The organism is bacterium (assembly GCA_037143175.1).
Taxonomy (GTDB): domain Bacteria; phylum Verrucomicrobiota; class Kiritimatiellia; order CAIKKV01; family CAITUY01; genus JAABPW01.
In genome coordinates this window covers 116,650-134,290 of sequence record JBAWZF010000001.1, presented here as the reverse complement: position 1 = coordinate 134,290, position 17,641 = coordinate 116,650, and the positions used below count along the sequence as shown (strand labels likewise).

Annotated in this window: 14 protein-coding genes; 4 read left to right on the top strand and 10 right to left on the bottom strand. The window is 55.3% G+C overall.

The features are described from left to right. Window positions 1–14: 14 nt before the first annotated feature. From WCI03_00565 to WCI03_00520, 10 genes are all read right to left on the bottom strand, one after another. On the bottom strand, window positions 15–992 hold the full coding sequence (locus tag WCI03_00565) for a peptidyl-prolyl cis-trans isomerase (protein MEI8138338.1): 978 nt from the start codon (window positions 990–992) through the stop codon (window positions 15–17). A 147-nt stretch (window positions 993–1,139) separates the two neighbouring features. Beyond that, complete coding sequence (locus tag WCI03_00560) at window positions 1,140–2,309, bottom strand: fused response regulator/phosphatase (GenBank protein MEI8138337.1); 1,170 nt, start codon at window positions 2,307–2,309, stop codon at window positions 1,140–1,142. Then, complete coding sequence (cheB, locus tag WCI03_00555) at window positions 2,306–3,364, bottom strand: chemotaxis-specific protein-glutamate methyltransferase CheB (protein MEI8138336.1); 1,059 nt, start codon at window positions 3,362–3,364, stop codon at window positions 2,306–2,308. The genes WCI03_00560 and cheB overlap by 4 nt, the downstream gene beginning before the upstream one ends. Before the next feature lie 15 nt (window positions 3,365–3,379). Further along, window positions 3,380–5,608: a response regulator gene (locus WCI03_00550; protein ID MEI8138335.1), complete on the bottom strand. Its 2,229-nt coding sequence runs from the start codon at window positions 5,606–5,608 to the stop codon at window positions 3,380–3,382. Window positions 5,609–5,610: 2 nt separating this feature from the next. Beyond that, complete coding sequence (locus WCI03_00545) at window positions 5,611–7,383, bottom strand: methyl-accepting chemotaxis protein (GenBank protein MEI8138334.1); 1,773 nt, start codon at window positions 7,381–7,383, stop codon at window positions 5,611–5,613. 2 nt (window positions 7,384–7,385) lie between these two features. Beyond that, window positions 7,386–8,978, bottom strand: a complete 1,593-nt coding sequence (locus WCI03_00540) for a methyl-accepting chemotaxis protein (GenBank protein MEI8138333.1) — start codon at window positions 8,976–8,978, stop codon at window positions 7,386–7,388. Between the two features lie 4 nt (window positions 8,979–8,982). Continuing rightward, the gene (locus WCI03_00535; GenBank protein MEI8138332.1) at window positions 8,983–9,609 is read right to left on the bottom strand and encodes a YfiR family protein; all 627 of its coding nucleotides are present in this window, start codon (window positions 9,607–9,609) and stop codon (window positions 8,983–8,985) included. A 2-nt stretch (window positions 9,610–9,611) separates the two neighbouring features. Further along, window positions 9,612–11,852 carry a TonB-dependent receptor gene (locus WCI03_00530; GenBank protein MEI8138331.1) on the bottom strand — a complete coding sequence of 747 codons (2,241 nt, stop codon included), beginning with the start codon at window positions 11,850–11,852 and terminating at the stop codon, window positions 9,612–9,614. Further along, window positions 11,849–12,775, bottom strand: coding sequence for a chemotaxis protein CheW (locus WCI03_00525; protein ID MEI8138330.1), 927 nt, complete (start codon window positions 12,773–12,775; stop codon window positions 11,849–11,851). Before WCI03_00525 ends, WCI03_00530 begins: the two co-directional genes overlap by 4 nt. 30 nt (window positions 12,776–12,805) lie before the next feature. After that, window positions 12,806–13,162, bottom strand: a complete 357-nt coding sequence (locus tag WCI03_00520; protein MEI8138329.1) for an Hpt domain-containing protein — start codon at window positions 13,160–13,162, stop codon at window positions 12,806–12,808. Window positions 13,163–13,468: 306 nt separating this feature from the next. Here WCI03_00520 and WCI03_00515 point away from each other — a divergent pair, with 306 nt between their 5' ends. From WCI03_00515 to WCI03_00500, 4 genes are read left to right on the top strand one after another with little or no spacing between them, the layout of a single operon-like run. Then, the gene (locus WCI03_00515) at window positions 13,469–14,770 is read left to right on the top strand and encodes a glutamate--tRNA ligase (GenBank protein ID MEI8138328.1); all 1,302 of its coding nucleotides are present in this window, start codon (window positions 13,469–13,471) and stop codon (window positions 14,768–14,770) included. Between the two features lie 27 nt (window positions 14,771–14,797). Next, window positions 14,798–16,492, top strand: a complete 1,695-nt coding sequence (locus tag WCI03_00510; protein MEI8138327.1) for a glutamine--tRNA ligase/YqeY domain fusion protein — start codon at window positions 14,798–14,800, stop codon at window positions 16,490–16,492. Next, window positions 16,489–17,331, top strand: a complete 843-nt coding sequence (locus WCI03_00505) for an ATPase, T2SS/T4P/T4SS family (GenBank protein MEI8138326.1) — start codon at window positions 16,489–16,491, stop codon at window positions 17,329–17,331. The genes WCI03_00510 and WCI03_00505 overlap by 4 nt, the downstream gene beginning before the upstream one ends. A gap of 35 nt (window positions 17,332–17,366) precedes the next feature. Then, on the top strand, window positions 17,367–17,636 hold the full coding sequence (locus WCI03_00500; protein ID MEI8138325.1) for a hypothetical protein: 270 nt from the start codon (window positions 17,367–17,369) through the stop codon (window positions 17,634–17,636). Window positions 17,637–17,641: the final 5 nt, after the last annotated feature.

The following is a 17,641-nucleotide window of genomic DNA, read 5'->3' as shown; positions in this document are numbered from 1 at the left end:
CCGATCAAAACCCATCAAGGGCCCGGTTCAACAAGCTTGATATAGGCATCTTTTCTTAACCGTGCGATCCACACCGAGGTAAGATTCCGGATTTCTTTCCGGCGCAAGTCCTTCTCAATAGAAGCCCTTACCACTTCAAAGGGCAAGGTTCCCGACGGATGCCGATCCTCCACCTTAACCAGATAGAAATCGCCATCCATACGAATGATGCCGCTAATCGTGTTTGTGGCGAGCTTGGACAGCGAAGCGGTCAATTCAGGGCGAAGATCTTTTGTTTCAACCCAACCCCAATCCCCACCTTGTTGCGCCTTACCATCCTCAGATAGCTTCTTGGCCATGTCGGCAAAATCGATCCCGGACTTCAGCTGCGTTAACGCCGTAGACACGGACGCCTCACGGACAGCCAAATCTGCCGTGTTGGTGGACCCATGGATCAGGATGACCCGGAGTTTCAACTGTTCTTCCTGATGAAACTTCACGGGATTCGCGGCATATATCTCCCGGACCTCCCTGGGCGAAATCACCACCTTGGATTCCACTTCACGCCCCCGCATCATGCCAACGATCACCCGCTCCCGCATCCGGCGACGCCACTCTTCCATGGAAAGTTTTTCATCACGAAGCGCCTTGAGAAATTCCTGTCGATCCCCGCCGAAACGATCCTGGATGAAATCACTCACCTTTTTTTCGACATATTTATCGACACCGTCTTTGTTAATTTTAGTGTCAGCATCATAAGATTTCAGGATTAATTTAGCGTTGATCAGGTCGTCACACGCTTCGTCAAAAGCCTCCTTGATTTTCGCCGTCAGTTCGGCGCCCTCATAAACCTGACGCCACTGAGGCAAAGACGGGGCAATGGCCTCATTGACCTCCCCCACCGTTACGACGGTATCGTTCACATAGGCTGCCACGCCATCAAGGGTGACAGTCCCCCCTTTTATAACAGGCGCCAGAGCCAGTACCACGAGTGCTAGAAATATCCGTTTCATCCAATCGACCTCCGTCCGTCCATTTCATACCAACAAAGAGCCGGAACTATTGCATACCGCGGCCCGCAAAGAAAATAGAATGTTGCGGGGAGAAAAAATCATCAGATGGTGAAAAGCTCGATTCGGCCAGAGGCCGGAAACCCAAGTTTATGCCGGGATGCAATGGTTCTCATTCTGGCATTTGATCACCACCGCCGTAATGTCATCCTGAAGGGTATCGGCGCCGCTGAAACGTCGAACTTCATCAAACAGCAGTTGAATGATCTGCGCGGAGGGAAGGTGTCGAGCCCCTTTGACCAGCTCCAGTGCGCGAGACACTCCGAATTCTTCACCGGTAGGAGACGTCGATTCCAATATCCCATCGGTGAGGAGAAACACCAGATCCCCTTTTTGTAGCAAGACCCGGGCGGAAACCAAGCGTTCGTTCTCCGCATCAATGCCCAATGCTGGCGCCGTCGCCACCAATTCTTCACGGACATGGCCCTCATGCGCAATCACATAGCCGGTCGGGTGACCGGCATTAATGTGATCCAACGCACCGGTTTGGGGACTAAGTTGGGCAAAGAGCAGCGTGATGAACCGGTCACTGCCAAGGTCTTCCACCAGGAGATGTCTTGCCTGAACCATAATGTCCTCGAGGCTCCGGTTCGAGAGAACCAATGCCCTCAAATAAGCCCGGACATCCGTCATCAGCAGGGCGGGTCCGAGGCCATGCCCGGTAACATCCCCCACCACGACAAAAATCTCCCCGTGTGGACCGGCAATAAAATCGAAATAATCACCACCCGTGGCTTCGGCAGAACATGATGCCCCCGCCATATCATAGCCCGCATACGCCGGGGAGATGGCGGGAAAGAGCTGTTGCTGGATCTCTTTCGCAATGCGAAGTTCCTCCTCCCGAACCAGTAAACAACGTTCCGCCGCCCGGCGGCCCTGCCGGTCTTCCGCATCCTTCAGCTCCCGATCCACCGCCGCAACCAGGCGCGCCAGATGTCCTTTGGTCAGGTAATCCTGAGCGCCAGCCCTCATCGCAGCCACAGCCACTTCCTCACCGATGCTCCCCGACACGATCAGAAAAGGAATGTCCACATTGACGGCCCTGACCATTGCAAGGGCCGCCGTGGAGCTGAATCCCGGCATATTATGGTCGGAGAAAACAATATCCCAGGTCTGCTGATTGAGGGCATCTGCAAGGTCCGCCGCGTTATCAACCCGGCGAAACTGAGGCTCATATCCCCCATGCCGCAAATACGCAAGTAACAGAAGCGCATCACTTTCAGAATCCTCAATGATGAGAGCTTTGAGCGGTGTGTTCATGGCAGCACTCCTCTCGAGTTCACCAATTGCACCAACAGGGCGGAAATTTTTTCCGGCGGGAGCACATGAAGCGCTGCCTCCAGACGAATAGCCTCACCCGGCATCCCATGGATCAGTGAACTCTCCTTGTCCTGAGCGATGGTGATCCCACCCCTCTCCTTCAGTTGCTTCAAGTCCTGGGCACCATCCTTTCCCATACCAGTCAGTAAAACGCCCACGGCAGAAGGGCCGAAGGTCAGGGCCACGGACCGGAACAGGTAAGATACCGCCGGACGAAGGCCATTCTCTGGGGCATCCCCACTCAACACCAGGGTCCCACCCGCCGACATCCCCAGATGGAGATTGTCTGGAGCAAGGTAGACATGCCCGGGCAATGCCCGGACATTATGTTCTGCAATGTGGATTGGAAAACCCGTGGTACTGCCCAACCACTCCGCAAAACCTTTTACAAAGCCCTCGGCAATGTGTTGAACAATCAACAGGGGCACAGGATAATTCCTCGGCAAAAACCCAAGGATCGTTTGCAGCACCAGTGGTCCCCCGGTCGAGGCACCGATGGCAACCACGCGGGGAGCGTTGGCAAACGACATCGCACCGGGCATCAGCCGGGTGCCTTCCTCCCTCGCCTGTGCCGGACGCCGCATCCGTTTCACCTGTTTGATCTCCGCCATCAGCTTGATGGTCTGTATCATATTGGCCACGGAGCTCTGAAAATCCGGATGCCCCGGACCGGCTGGCTTGTTAAGAAATGCCACGGCCCCAGCTTCCACCGCCTGAAACGTCTTGTTGACATCATCGTGCTGGGAACTGGCGCTACAGATGACAATCGGGATGGGATCCGTTTCCATAATGCGCCGCGTTGCCTCATACCCGTTCATCACGGGCATCTGGAGGTCCATCAAAATCACATCCGGCCTTTGATTCGCGACGAACGCAAGCGCCTCCGCGCCATCGTTGACGATTCCTATGACCCGGAGTTCGGGATCAGCCCGGAACAGTAGCGTATAGAGCTTCTGGAAGATGGGAGAATCATCCACAATTAGAATTTTGATCATCTGCGAATCCATGGTTCACACCACCCTCCTGAGCGCCTCAAGGAGGTCGCTCTGTTCGAAGCTGCTTTTGGCAATATACGCGTTAGCGCCCACCTCTAACCCGCGAACACGGTCTTCCGGCGACGACAGCCCGGTAACCAAGATTACGGGTGTATCACCGAAGCGTTTATCATGCCGGATCCGGGAGGTGAGCTCAAGCCCGTTCAGCCTTGGCATGTCAATATCAGAAACCACGGCATCAAAATTTTCTTTCTTCATCACCTCCCACGCCCCCTCCCCGTCGACTGCGGTTTTCACCACATACCCGGCAGACTCCAGAATGGACTTGAACAACACCCGCGAGATGATGGAATCCTCAACCAAAAGGAGGGACTTTTGCCGCTCCAGGGCGGTGGGGGCGGGGGCACTGGAAAGGACGGCAGCTGACTTTAGCAGGTCAGCCACATTGAGGATCGGCACCACACGGCCCGAGGCAAGCACCGTTGCGCCAGCCACATTGCGAACCCGGGAAAGAGGCTTCATAAATGACTTCACCAGCACTTCCTGCTCAGTCAGAACTTCATCAAACCCAAGGGCGATTCGCTTATCCCCGACACCCACAATCCCTATCGAGACCAGTGGTTTATACATTGGCGACCTGCCCAACGAAGGTAACCCCAGCACATCCGCCAGCTCCACGAACGCAAGGGTGTGACCGTCCAGAGAGAGCACTTCCCGGCTGTCCACTATCGTGATCTGGTTCCGCCGAACCCGGGCGACCCGATCCACGCTGGCCGAAGGCAGAATGAACCACTGGCCAGCGGCGTCCACAAAGGTACCGCGAAATGTGGTCAAGGTAAGGGGCAGCGTGATCCTGAATGTGCTCCCCATAGTCGGGCTGGTTTCCACCGTTATCCGGCCACCGAGCGTTTCCACCCGATCCTTCACGATCGCCATCCCCAGCCCGCGTCCCGAGACAGCGGTCACAGCCTTGCTGGTAGAAACAGAAGACCGGAATATCAGATCTAACGCCATGTCCCGGGACAGGTGCGCCGCGCTAGCGGCCGAAATCACGCCCAGTTTGATGGCTACTTTTTTCACCGCCTCGACATCAATTCCTGCCCCATCATCCCGAATCACCAGTTCCACCTTACCGGCATCTAACGGCAGGATCTCCACGGTAATGGTTCCTCGACCCGGCTTGTTTTTCTGCTCCCGCACCGCCACCGTCTCGATCCCGTGGTCCACACAGTTGCGGGTCAGGTGTATAACGGCGTCTTTCAACTCCTGGAGGATTCGCTTGTCGATCTCAATATCCCCCCCCCGGATGACGATCTCCGCATCCTTGCCCTGATCACGACAGAGATCCCTTACCAGTTTTGGAAGAATCCCCAACAGGGTATTGAAAGGCAGCATCAGGAGTCGCTTGGATTGGCCAAGAAGGTTATCAACCAGGAGGCTCACCGTATGGGCATCCTGATCTGCCCCCCTCGCGAGGCTGGCAAGGGCATCCCCGAGTGTGCTGACCGTGGTTTTATGACGTTCCAGCAACTCGTCCAAGAGGGTTGGCAGGCAGGCCTGAGCCCCTGCCAGCAACCGGACTTCAGTGTTAATTTTCACCGCCTGTCGTTTTCCCTGTTCAACCAGGGCCACCGCCGCCCGCAGGGCATCAGCCCGCTGATTCAGGGTGAGCTTCACCTCCAGCATCTCCTCCAATTGCAGCAGGAGCGTCTCGAGCCGCGCCACCGGCATCCGCACGGTTTCTTCAGGCCGCGTTTCCCCTCCCTCCGCCGACGGCAGTTTAACCTCTTCTGTTTCAGGGTGGACAGGTTCAGGCCGCGGCGGGGGGGCGGGAACAGCCACAGGTGCTGGCACGAACAGCGCGAGTTTGGCCACCACCTCATCACGCTGACGTCGCCCCATCGCCCCTTCTGTTGCAAGCATCGCCCGAATCGAATCCAGTGCCTCGTGCAGCGTATCAAAGGCGCCCGGTGGAGGCGTAGACCCACGCGGTTTCCAGGGTAGCAAAACACTTTCCAGGGCATGGCAAATGGTCTCAATGTCCTGAAAATTAACCGCACGGGACTCCCCTTTCAGGCTGTGGATCTGCCGACAGATGCTATCCACCACCACGGTCTGACGGTCGGGATTCAGCCCCTTTTCCAATTCCAGGAGTTCATCCGTGATCGCGCGGAGATACTCTACGGCCTCGACGGCGAATTCCGCCCTCAGTGCCGTCAACAGTTCTTCCTCCTGCCTGTTCATTTTTACGGGACCTTGTATTGGACAACCACTTGCTCAAGTTTCTGTCCCAGTTCCTTCAAATGCTGTGCGGCGACTTCCATCTGCCGGGAACAGGAAAGGCTGTTGGTCGTCGCCTCCCTGATGTTCGTCATGGAAACCGATACCTGATCCACCCCATAGAGCTGCTGCTGATTGGCATTCGCGATATGGGATGCCGCCTCCGCCGCGGAGTTCACGCTGGCGGCAAGCGTCTCAATGGAATGGCCGGTCTGCACAGATTGAGACACACCCCTTTCCACCGCCTTACGACCGTTCTCGATCGCCGTGACTGACAGGTGGGTTGCCTTCTGGATGTCATTCAGAATCATCCCGATCTGGTGCGTCGCCCGCCGGGACTGATCCGCCAGGTTCCTCACCTCCTGAGCAACAATAGAAAATCCCTTGCCTCGTTCCCCTGCCTTCGACGCCTCGATGGCGGCATTGACAGCCAGGAGGTTGGATTGCGCAGCGAGGGCATTCACGGCGTCGATAATCTGACCAATGGACTGAGTCTGGTCATTCAGCCGCATCATACTATCGGCAATGGCATCCATTTCGTCCCGTATGCGCTGCATGGTGGCAATCGCCTCCTCAGTGGATTTCCTCCCCTCCTGGGAAAACTGGGCCGCCTGCAAGGCACTCGAGGCAACCTGTCCCGCATCATGGGTGGTCATTCGCACGGTCTGGCGGACCTCTTCAAAAGTGGTGGCGGTCTGTGCCACAGACGTGGCCGTCTCGGCGGCCCCCGTACTCATCTGGTTGCTGACGGTCATGACATCACGAGCTACGTCCAAGAGCATAGCAATACCATTGCTCAGTTCGGCCACCACCCGTGCCAGATCCTGCGTCCGTTCCTCGGCATGGCCCTCCAATTCCTTGTGTTCCCTGCGCAGGGTGTCATCTTCCACTTCATGCAGAATTTCCGCCCGGCGAAGCTGACTGGCATTCCGGAAAATGAGCATTCCCAAAAGCACGATATTCGACATCATGAACAGGGCAAATCCAATATCCGAACTGTATAGACCCGAGCGTTCCCCCTCCAGACGAAGCCAGCCCAAGGTGAACAAAAGAACCATGCTACCCGTCATCAAGTGGCGCACCATACGCCCTGCCGCCGTTTTGAGGGTCACCAGCCCCATCAGGCCCCGATCCGGACAGGAATAGAGAATGCCCGCTGAAAGGATCATGATCAGCAGCGCCGAAGGGAAGGAGACGGGTACTGCTGAACTGACGGAATACAAGGGTTGTATCCGATACCCGTACCCCACCAAAACCAGCAACGCGATTAAAATCGGCACCAGGACGAAACATTCGACCAGACTGATGCCACGCCATGTTCCAACCCCCATGCTGCACAAGGCGAACCCGAGCAGGATGAACGCAACCGCCGTAGGGGGAGCCATGTGGGTCACCTGCAGGGGAAACAGGGCATTAAAACCCCATTCCTTATCGAACACAATTTCCAGCAGGCGGAACAGTCCGATCAGCACCACTGCCGCCCCCAGGCCGATGGCGACCTGATGCACCCGTTTTCGGGCCGGACAGGCGACATTCCACAAAAACAGCCCACTCCCCGCAAAAAAGAACGCAACCGCCGACAGGGGGCTCATGGCTTTGCAACCGGGCAAGACGCTTGTCAGGCCCGGATAATCAAAACGCCACCCGATCCAAACAAAAAAAGCCCAAGCCAAAACAACCCCACCCGACACCCGTACAAAAGTCGTGTACTTCCCGGCACCCAGTTGATCCGAATCCATGTTCACGTGGCGGTCTCCTGCCCTTCATAATGCACGACGAGTTCCCTCAACTTCTGGCCCAGTTCGTTAAGGTGTTGGGCGGAGGTTTCCAACTCCCTCGCGTTATCCGCATTCTGATCCGCCGCCACCTTGATACTCTGAATGGCCGATGCCACCTGATCCATTCCCGCCAGTTGCTGCTGGCTTGACGCGGCAATCTGCGTCACCGCGTGGGCTCCCTCCATGACATTTCGTGCCAGGGCAAGAATGGATTCTCCTGCCACCGCATACTGTTTGACTCCTGTCTCCACCACACGCGTCCCCTGTTCGGTGGCCATCACGGCAATCGAAGTGGCGGCCTGAATCTCCTTCAGGATCGTCCGGACCTGAGACGTGGCCTGCTTGGACTGTTCCGCCAGTCTTCTGACCTCCTGGGCCACAACGGCAAATCCTTTTCCCTGTTCACCGGCCTTGGCCGCCTCGATAGAGGCGTTCACCGCCAGCACGTTGGACTGGGCCGCCAAGTCCTCGACCGTCGCAATGATCTGCTGAATGGTCTGGCTCTGCTCGCTTAAGCGGAGCATGCTGGTGGCAATCGCATCCATCTGCGTGCGGATACGGCGCATCCCCTCCGCAGCCTCCTCGGCCGCCTTCTTACCTGCCTGCGAGATTTGGTTCGCGTTGGCCGAGCCTTCGGCCACCTGTCCTGCTTTCCTGGTTGTCAACTTCACGGTCTGCCGCACCTCGTCCACAGTGGTCGTGGTCTCGACCACGGATGTGACGGTATCGGCGGCATTGGCCACCAACTGGCTGCTGAACCCGAGGATCGATTTGGCGGATGAACTCAAAATTCCGACGCCATCCATGATCTGGCCGGCCTGAGTCAGCAACGACTTGTTCGCCTTCTGAATCGTCTCCTGGCCCGCCTGAATTTCCCCCAGCATCTGGTTGAACGCATCTGTAAGCTGGCCTATTTCGTCCTGTCCATAAACCTCAACGCGAACGGAATAATCTTTCCGTTCCTTAATGATCTTGGCGGTGTCCGCCAGGGTCAGGATGGGCTTTGAAATCACGCGCTGGAGCGCCGCCGCCAGGACCAATGTCAGGATAAAGGCGCTGATCAGCACCAAGATAACTATGCTGACATACAAGTTAATACGCTCACGAATCCCCTCTAGATCCACCCGGAGATAAAGAGATCCAACCCGCTTGTCATTCATCATGACAGGCCGAATGATCTCCAGGTGATCAGCGCGGTAAACGGATCCATCCGGACCCGCTTTTTCGGGCGGCATCACCTTGTCACCATTACGGTGATAGGAGGCAAACCGTCCACCATTTCCCTTGTAAAGGCAGGCAACAACCACATGCGGCTCCGCCTGCAGGGCGTGGAGGGTGACTTCAGCAGCGACCGGGTCGTCGAATTGCAAGGCCGCGGTACTGTTACGGCTCAACACATCGGCGAGAACGTTCATCTCGAGATTCAACCCACGCTGAAACGTATTCATCTCGTAGGCGACAAACGCCGTGCAAGCCAGCACCAGGATGGTGGTGCTGGTCAACAGCATGGCCAGGATCAACTTACCCTTGATTGATAGATTCCGGAACCAGTTCATGTGTTTAGCGCCTCTCCTTGGGGGGTTCCATCTCAATAATTCTGGCGAGACTCAACAACTGCGAACTGATCTTGAGTCCTTTCTTGCGCGCCGCCTCAGGATTGATTTCAAACCGGATTTTATTCCCCTGAAGGAAGAAATTGATGACTCCCTCCCGGATCGCAAAATCTTTGCACTCCCCCACGGTTAAAACACCCGCATTTTTCAAAAGACTGAAAATTTTTGACAACCGGTATTCCTCTGACCGGCTGACGAACAGCACGTGGCATGTCGCGACATCGGCCATATCACGAAGCCTCTTGATCACCAGGGACCGCCCTTTGACCGTCTCCCCTTTTACCATCCCTTCAAGAATGTCGGTAAAAGCATCATCCCCCAGCACGCCGATGCACACGGGGGTAGCGGCATCCTGAAAGGCCTCCTGTGGCCATTCCACGAACTGGGCGAAGTTAAAGAGAAACACGGCTTTGACCTCGTATTCCTTATATACTTCAGAAGCAGCCGTTACAGTAAATGCGGGAAGACCAAACCAGCCCATCACCGCCAGCAGGACAGCAGCAACCATCCGCTGGCCGGGCCGGATTCCGGCGGTCCGCGACAGAATGATCTCGGGATGGATGTGTGTATTCATAATCAGAAGGTTGCTTTCACTCCTATGACGCCACTCAAGGTTTCCTGGGGAACAGCCGTGCCGTAAAGCCCGTTCAAGGCATAGTGATGATCGGTAACATTACGCAGATCCGCATAGAGATCCAAAGACTTCGAGAGATGATACAACGCGTACACGTTTGCCTGCCAGGGTGTTTCCAGTTCGTGTTCCAATGCCCCGGCCTGCACGTTTTCAGGAGTAGACCTGATCACAAGGCTCGGCGTGACGAACAGTTTTGACGTAACCGCCCAGGTCAACCCCACACGCCCGTTATGATGCGAAATGCCAGGCAAACCGGTCATCTTACCGTCGGTCTCCATTTCAAAAGTCGTGTAGGAATAAGAGAACCAGGGGCTGACTGACCCGAAGTTCGCCCGGCCGTATAAGTCCAACCCTTGATTGGAGCTTGTGCCACCATTGGCCGACCGGATCAGGTTTATTGGCTGGGTGCGCGCTGAATCCAGATAAACGGTTTCAATGACGTTCAGCGGCAAATTCCGGTCGGAAATCTGGATCAGGTTTTCCTGGTCGCCATGATACAGGGCTAACCCGAGCTGGAAGTCCTTTTTAGCATAGTTTAAGTCAACCTCATGGGTCCTCGATTTTTCAGGCTCCAAGCCGGGGTTTGCCGTACTGATCTGGTAATTGTTCATGTAGACGTTGTCTGCAAAATACGCGGCCGGGGAAATGTAGGCGGTGGAGTAGTTGTATTTTACCGTCAGCTCATCGCTCACATTCCAAAGGGCGCCCGCACGCGGAGTGAGGGACGGATCGTCGATCCGCGTGTCTTTATCCACACGGAGGCCGCCTAGGACCTTCACCCGCTCCAGAACCCTCCAGTCACCTTCCAGATAAGCCCCGTACATCTCATACTTCTGATTATAGACCCGGGGGATCCCATAGGGACCACTCCCGTCCGCCCTGTAATATTCAAAGCTCCCACCTTCCTCCATGATGTCCCCGATGGAGCCATGCGCCCCGCCGGGTACCGTGCATTTCGGCACGATATCGTAGTGGGCGGCATCGACGCCAGCCAGCACCGAAACGTCCCTGGAGAATTCCACCTTGAGGGTCTCTTCGGCAGAATAGGATATCCCGCGCGCATACTTGTAGTCATTGTAATACCATGACTTCGTGTCCACTGGATTTTCCCAGACATAACGGGTTGACGGATCGACCTCGTAGCGGTTGAAAGTCACGGCAGAGTCCAGGCACACCTTGTCGGTAAAGCGGGTCAGGTATCTGGCCTCCGTCACGGAGGAGGAGTCCTCCCACAACGCCTCCGGAATAAACCCGAACGCGGGAGCCATGCTGTCTGAACTGCTGCGCCTTGAATCCCGATACCAGGTTTGCAGTGAAAAGTCAGCGGCTTCAAGCCGTACGAAAGTGCTCAAACCGTAGTCGCTTCGCGTGGGCGTCAAGCCGGAGCCCTTCGCTTTGGCGACATCACGATAGGTTTGCCACCAGCCCGGATATTCCCTGTCAAGCCGCGTCAGGTCGGAGTCGTGGTGCTGGATCATGCCGCTCAGCCGGACGAGCCCGGCCTTGTCAAGAATGCCACCAAACGAACCCCAGGCTTCGCGTTCATTATGAAGCCCCCCAGCCACTCCCGCTTCCCCGGTGACACCTTCCACGGGTTTCTTCGTGATGATATTGATGACGGCAGACACCGCATCGCGGCCGTAAAGCGTCGAGCCCGCACCATAGATCACCTCGATCTGCTCCGCGTTCCTCACACTGAAGTCACTGCGAAACGGAAAATTCTCGCCACCGGGAGGATTGACACGCATGCCATTGACCAACACCACAATCTTGTTGTTACCGACAATGCCGCGCACGGAAACCTCCGTGCCGTCTTCCGCAAAATAGTATTCCCGGGTTTCCATCCCGGGAAGGTCGCGGAGCACGTCCTTCAGGGTGGAATAGCCGCGCATCCTGATGTCCGCGGCACTGATCACAATCACGGTGGCCGGAGCTTCGGTGGCCTTTTCCTCCTTCTTGGAGGCGGTGGTAACCGTAGCAACCTCCACCTTCATCAATTCGTCGAGCGTCATATATTTCAACTTTTTTGGTTCCTGGCCCGAACCCGCTGTTTGCGCCTTTCCAGTCTCTTCCGCCAAGACAGGACTTGCCAGCAGAACCGCCACCCCTGCCAGCCCCAACATAAACCCCTTCAACCAAACGCCCATGGCCGATCCATTCCGATTCTGTCGTTGATTGTTCATAATGCAACCTCCTCGTGTACCCATAGTTTCTTATCTGCCAACATCCTGGGAATATCGAGAAGAAACATCTGATCCTTGGTAACCCCCCTCAAGGACTCCGCCCGAATACCGGATAAGTCGGGGAGCGGCGCCTGAAAATCGGCGAGAGAAACGAAAGATACGCCGAGGGTGCTATCGGCCAAAACGCCAAAGAGAGAGTCACCCGCCTCCACAATGATGACCTCGCCTGAACTTGAAGACTCAGACACTGGAAGTTCAAAATAGGTTTTAAGGTTGATCACCGCGATGATATCCCCCCGCACATTGATCACTCCGGCCACAAAATGGGGGGTACAGGGAATGGGAGTCACTTCCATTGCCGGGTAAACTTCCCGCACATGGGCCGTTTCAATCCCGTAATGTTCATTCATCAGAGTGAAGACCATGACGTCAAACCCCGTCTGAGCCGGAGTCGGCGGTTCCGGGGTTTTTACCGGGGATGGTATCGACTCATCCGACAGTCGTTCGTCGGAAAACGAAAGGAATAAATCAGGATTCTTGATCAGAATCGTCCCATCGCGGGTTCGGACCGCCCCTTTCACAAACGCCAACCCCGGCAGAATCGGCTCCGCCGCCGTCAGGTCCTGCTCGGGGAAGTCCATAACCCCCTTGACCTCATCCACCACCAAAGCCAGACGGCGCCGCCCAGTTATCATAATGATGAACTGAGCGTCCGGCCCGATCCCACGTTCAGGCAAACCGAGAAGCTGGCGCAGGTTAAGAACCGGGACGCTTTCCCCCTGTACGCTGATCACGCCCAACACATTGGCAGGCGCCTGAGGCAGGGGTGTAACCACTGCAGAACGGATGAGTTGAGCCACCCCTGGAAGCGGGAGTGCAATCCGCTGCTCGTCGAGAGTAAAGACCATGACGTCATTTCTCATGCCGAAGAACCCTCATCCACCCATCTGATGTTACGACAATAATCGCGCTTTTGTTTCTTCAAGGCAGACTTTCGCCTGAAGAAATGCTTCTTCCAACTGATCCAGAAGCACGGGTAAAGGAATTAACTGGCCCGCACGACTGGCCGATTCGACGCTTTGCGCCAGTTCCACAATCTTCTGCGCCCCTATGTTACGCCCGCTTGATCGCAGGGAATGCCCCAACCGCACCACCGGTTCAAGATTCCCCACGGCGAGGCCATTCCGAGCCTCGACAAGAACTTTGGGAACATAGGCCAGAAAAACGTCAATCATCTGGACGACAAAACTGACGCCGCCAAGTTCTTTCAGAACCTCTAAAGCCTTTTCATCTATACAGCTATCGTCCATTGTGCTTCCCCCAGACGACCACCCACTGAATGCGACATTACCAATGAGTTTGGTATAACTCCCCATTCGCACCTCAGTCAAGCAGAATGGCATTCGAATAAAAAAATCTAACACTTACAGGGATGAAAGATATGAGGGTTTCCCTGATTTTTCCGTCAGGGAAATCCCTATCCCAGGCCATCTTCTTCAAGAAACTCGCGTAAGTCGGTAGAGTCCGCCATGACTCCACAGGCGGTATCCGTTGCGCCCAAATAGGTCTTATGATAATTTAAGTCAGTATTTTTTCAGAAAGTAAAGGAATCGAAAATGAGTGTTCGCGTACGTTTTGCCCCCAGCCCGACAGGGCAGGTTCACATTGGAAATATCCGGGCTGCCATTTTTAACTGGCTTTTTGCCCGTCATAATGGCGGCCAGTTTCTCCTCCGTGTTGAGGATACTGATCGTGAGCGATCGACACCTGAGGCAGTTCAAACCATTTTACAAGCAATGGAATGGCTGGGCCTCAACTTTGACGAAGCCCCCCTCTACCAATCCACCCAGCACGAACAGCATCGGTTGGCGGCGGCAAAACTGTTGCAAAACGGACATGCGTATAAAGAGGACAAAGGCGGCACCGGCCAGGGTGAATGCATTATCTTCCGGATGCCCGGCACCGATATGGCCTTCCACGATGAAGTCAAGGGCGACCTGAAAAAGAAGGCCGCCGACGTAAAGGATTTCGTCATCGTCCGTTCCGATGGCTCCCCCGTGTTTCATCTCGCCAACGTGGTGGACGACATTACCCAGAACATCACCCATATCATCCGGGGCGATGATCATGTTGAAAACACCTTCCGTCATGTCGCCCTCTATCAGGCCCTGGGCGCTCCGGTTCCCCACTACGCCCATCTGCCGATGATTGTCAATGCGCAGGGAAAACCTTATTCAAAACGGGATGGCGCCGCCTATGTCGGGCAGTTCCGGGACATGGGCATCTCGGCTGAAGCCCTGTTTAATTACCTGACCCTGCTGGGCTGGTCCCCGGGCGAAGATCGCGAAAAAATGACCCGCGAGGAAATCATCTCGGCCTTCACCCTGGACCGCATCGGAAGCGGCCCGGCCCAGATGGATATCCGGAAACTGACGCATATGAACGGACTCTATCTCGCTGAACTCCCCCTCACCGTCTTTGCGGCTGAGGTTCGCCGACATCTTGAAAAGTTGGACTGGGGCAAAACTATCAATGAAGAGATCTTCATGTCTGTCTGCAAGTTGATGCAGTCCCGCACCCCACTCTATCCCCAATGCGAAACCTGGAAGTACTTCTTTGTCGATCCGATTGAATACGACGAGAAATCCGTGCAGAAAACGCTGAGGAAAGAGGGCGTCAAGCCTGCGCTGGAGGCGCTTCGCACGGCCTTGACGAACTCTGATTTCTCCGAGGCCAGCATTCAGCAAGCCATCCGGCAGGCGGAATCCGCCATAGGGTCCGGAGAAGGAAAACTAAACCAACCCCTCCGTGTAGCCGTCACCGGGGTTGCTATCGGGGCTGGCATTTACGAAATCCTCGCCATTATGGGTCGTGAACGGACCCTGGCACGACTGACGAATTCCATCAATATCCTATAAAGTCTAGCCATTCCAATGGAAAAAACCATGCACACTCCAGAAACACCTGTACCCTCAGATTTCATCCGAGATATCATCAGCGAGGATCTTGCCAGCGGCAAACATTCCCGGGTGGTCACCCGTTTCCCTCCGGAACCCAACGGCTACCTGCACATCGGTCATGCCAAGGCCATCTGCATTGACTTCGGGACCGCCCTCGAATTTGGTGGCGAATGTCATTTGCGCATGGACGACACCAATCCTTCCAAAGAAACCATGGAATACGTCGAGAGCATCAAAAACGACGTACGCTGGCTCGGCTTCGACTGGGGCGAGCATTTTTATTTCTCGGCTGATTACTTTGAACGGATGTACGACTGCACCTGCGCCTTAATCCGCAAGGGAGGCGCCTATGTCTGCGAGCTGACCCAGGAGCAATGGAAAGACTACCGTGGCATCCCCACCCAGCCGGGAAAAGAGAGTCCCTTCCGGAATCGGCCGGCGGAGGAAAGTCTGGACCTGTTCAACCGTATGAGAGCGGGAGAATTTCAGGACGGAACCCTTTGCGTCCGTGCCAAAATCGATATGTCGTCACCCAACCTTCATATGCGTGACCCGGTGATTTACCGGATCATGAGGGCGCATCATTACCGAACCGGCGACAAATGGTGCATCTATCCCACTTATGATTTTGCCCACCCGATCGAAGATGCCATTGAGTACGTTACCCACTCCCTGTGCACCTTGGAATTTGAAGTGCACCGCCCTCTCTACGACTGGGTTTTGCAGCAATTGCACATGAACCCCACCCCACCCCGCCAAATTGAATTTGCCCGCCTGAACCTGACTTACACAGTTCTCAGCAAGCGTAAACTGCTGGAATTGGTGCGTGATGGCCATGTCAAGGGCTGGGACGATCCGCGCATGCCAACCGTTGCCGGATTGCGCCGCCGTGGTTTCACGGCAGAGTCCATTCGCCACTTCTGCAAACGGATTGGCGTCACCAAATTTGACGGCTACACGGACATCGCCCTGCTTGAGTTCTGTGTGCGGGAGGAACTTAACCAATCCGCTAACCGCGCCATGGCGGTGCTGGATCCGATCAAAGTGGTCATTGATAACTTCCCGGCGGATCAGGTCGATTTCCTCGAAGGAATCAATAACCCTGAGAACCCGGATGCGGGTGTACGGATCATCCCCTTCACACGCGAACTCTACATTGAACGTGATGATTTCCGCGAAGAGTCTTCTAAAAAGTATTACCGCCTGGCCCCTGGCCAGGAAGTTCGGCTGCGTTACAGCTATTTCATCACCTGCACCGGCTTCACCAAGGATCCGGTAACTGGCCTGGTTACCGAGATTCGCTGTACCTATGACCCCGCCACCCGGGGCGGCAATGCTCCGGATGGCCGCAAAGTCAAGGGCACCATCCATTGGGTATCCGCCTCGGAGGGAATACTGGCTGAAATCCGGATCTATGACCGTCTGTTTAAAGACGAACATCCCGAAGAGGTGCCCGAAGGTATGGATTATAAAACCAACCTGAACCCGGATTCCTTGAAAATCGTTAAGGCTGTAGTTGAACCTGCCCTGGCGAAAGCCACCCCTGGAACCCGCTTCCAGTTCGAGCGCAAGGGATACTTCATCGCCGATAGCCAGGACCACCGCGACTCGTACCCGGTCTTCAACCAGATCGTACCACTCAAGGATTCAGGACTGAAAGCCGCAGGAGGAACCAAATGAATTATGCCAACAAAATTCTGGCTTACCTAGGCGAGCCGGATCGATTTTCACAGGTATTACTCATTGCGGGCGCCCCCCCCGTCGAAAAAGTGGGGACGCAATTCAAGATCGTCCTCAACACGGTACTTACCCCTGAGGATATCCGTGACACGCTGGCGATCTTTGCAAGTCACGCCCGGCGTACGGGGCCTTCAGATTTGGGCAAACAAGGGGTTTTTGCTTTCGGCATGCCGAATCAGGGCCGATTCAAAATTTATTATCTGACGCAACGGGGTAGTGATTTTGTCTCAATCCAGCGTATGCCTTTTGACGTCCCTAAGCTGGAAAACCTTCTCGCTCAGCCAGCTCAACTTTCGCAGGTCGACGAGGCCCTGGCTCAATCCGGTGGAGGAATTGTCCTTTTTACCGGCCCTTCACCCGACACCTTGATGCGTTTCATGTACGCTACACTGGCCCGCGTGAACGATTCTAGAAACATGGTGATCTACGTTTTGGAACAACACCTGTCATTCCTTCTGAAACATCGGAACTCCATCGTGATTCAAGTCGAGGTGGGCATTGATGTCCCGACCCTTTCGGAGGGAATCCGCAACGGACTTTTCCTCACTCCTGATTTGATGTATGTCAGCAATCCAAAAACGCCGGAGGAGTTCGAGGCACTCATGTGCGCCGCCCAGGCAGGCGCGCTGGTGCTCGTAAGTGCCATCGCCATTAATGAACAGCATCTGTTGGGAGATCTGGAAAAACGGTTGCAAGATGACTTTCCTCTCCTGTGCCACCATATCCTTAAAACGATCAGCGTGAACGCGGATCCGGCGGGATCGATAACCCTGACATAATAGTAGTAAAGACTCCACAAAACAGGACGAAGACCATGACAAAGAAAATCCAAAGCCGGTGGGTGGTAAAGAGTGACGACTCACGATATATCATTAACCGCGAAAAAGATGGAGGGGTGATCCTGTTGGACTGCGCCGTCCTCGAACCCAATGATCCCGACAGCATGGAGGGATTGTTTTACATTGCCCCCGCAGATGCCGAGGCCTTTCTATCCACGATGAAAGCGGCCCTAGCCATGGATGGACAAAGCGAGTCCCCTGCTCCGGAAAAAGCTAAACCGGCCAAAGCAGGCACAAAAGGGTAAGCGGA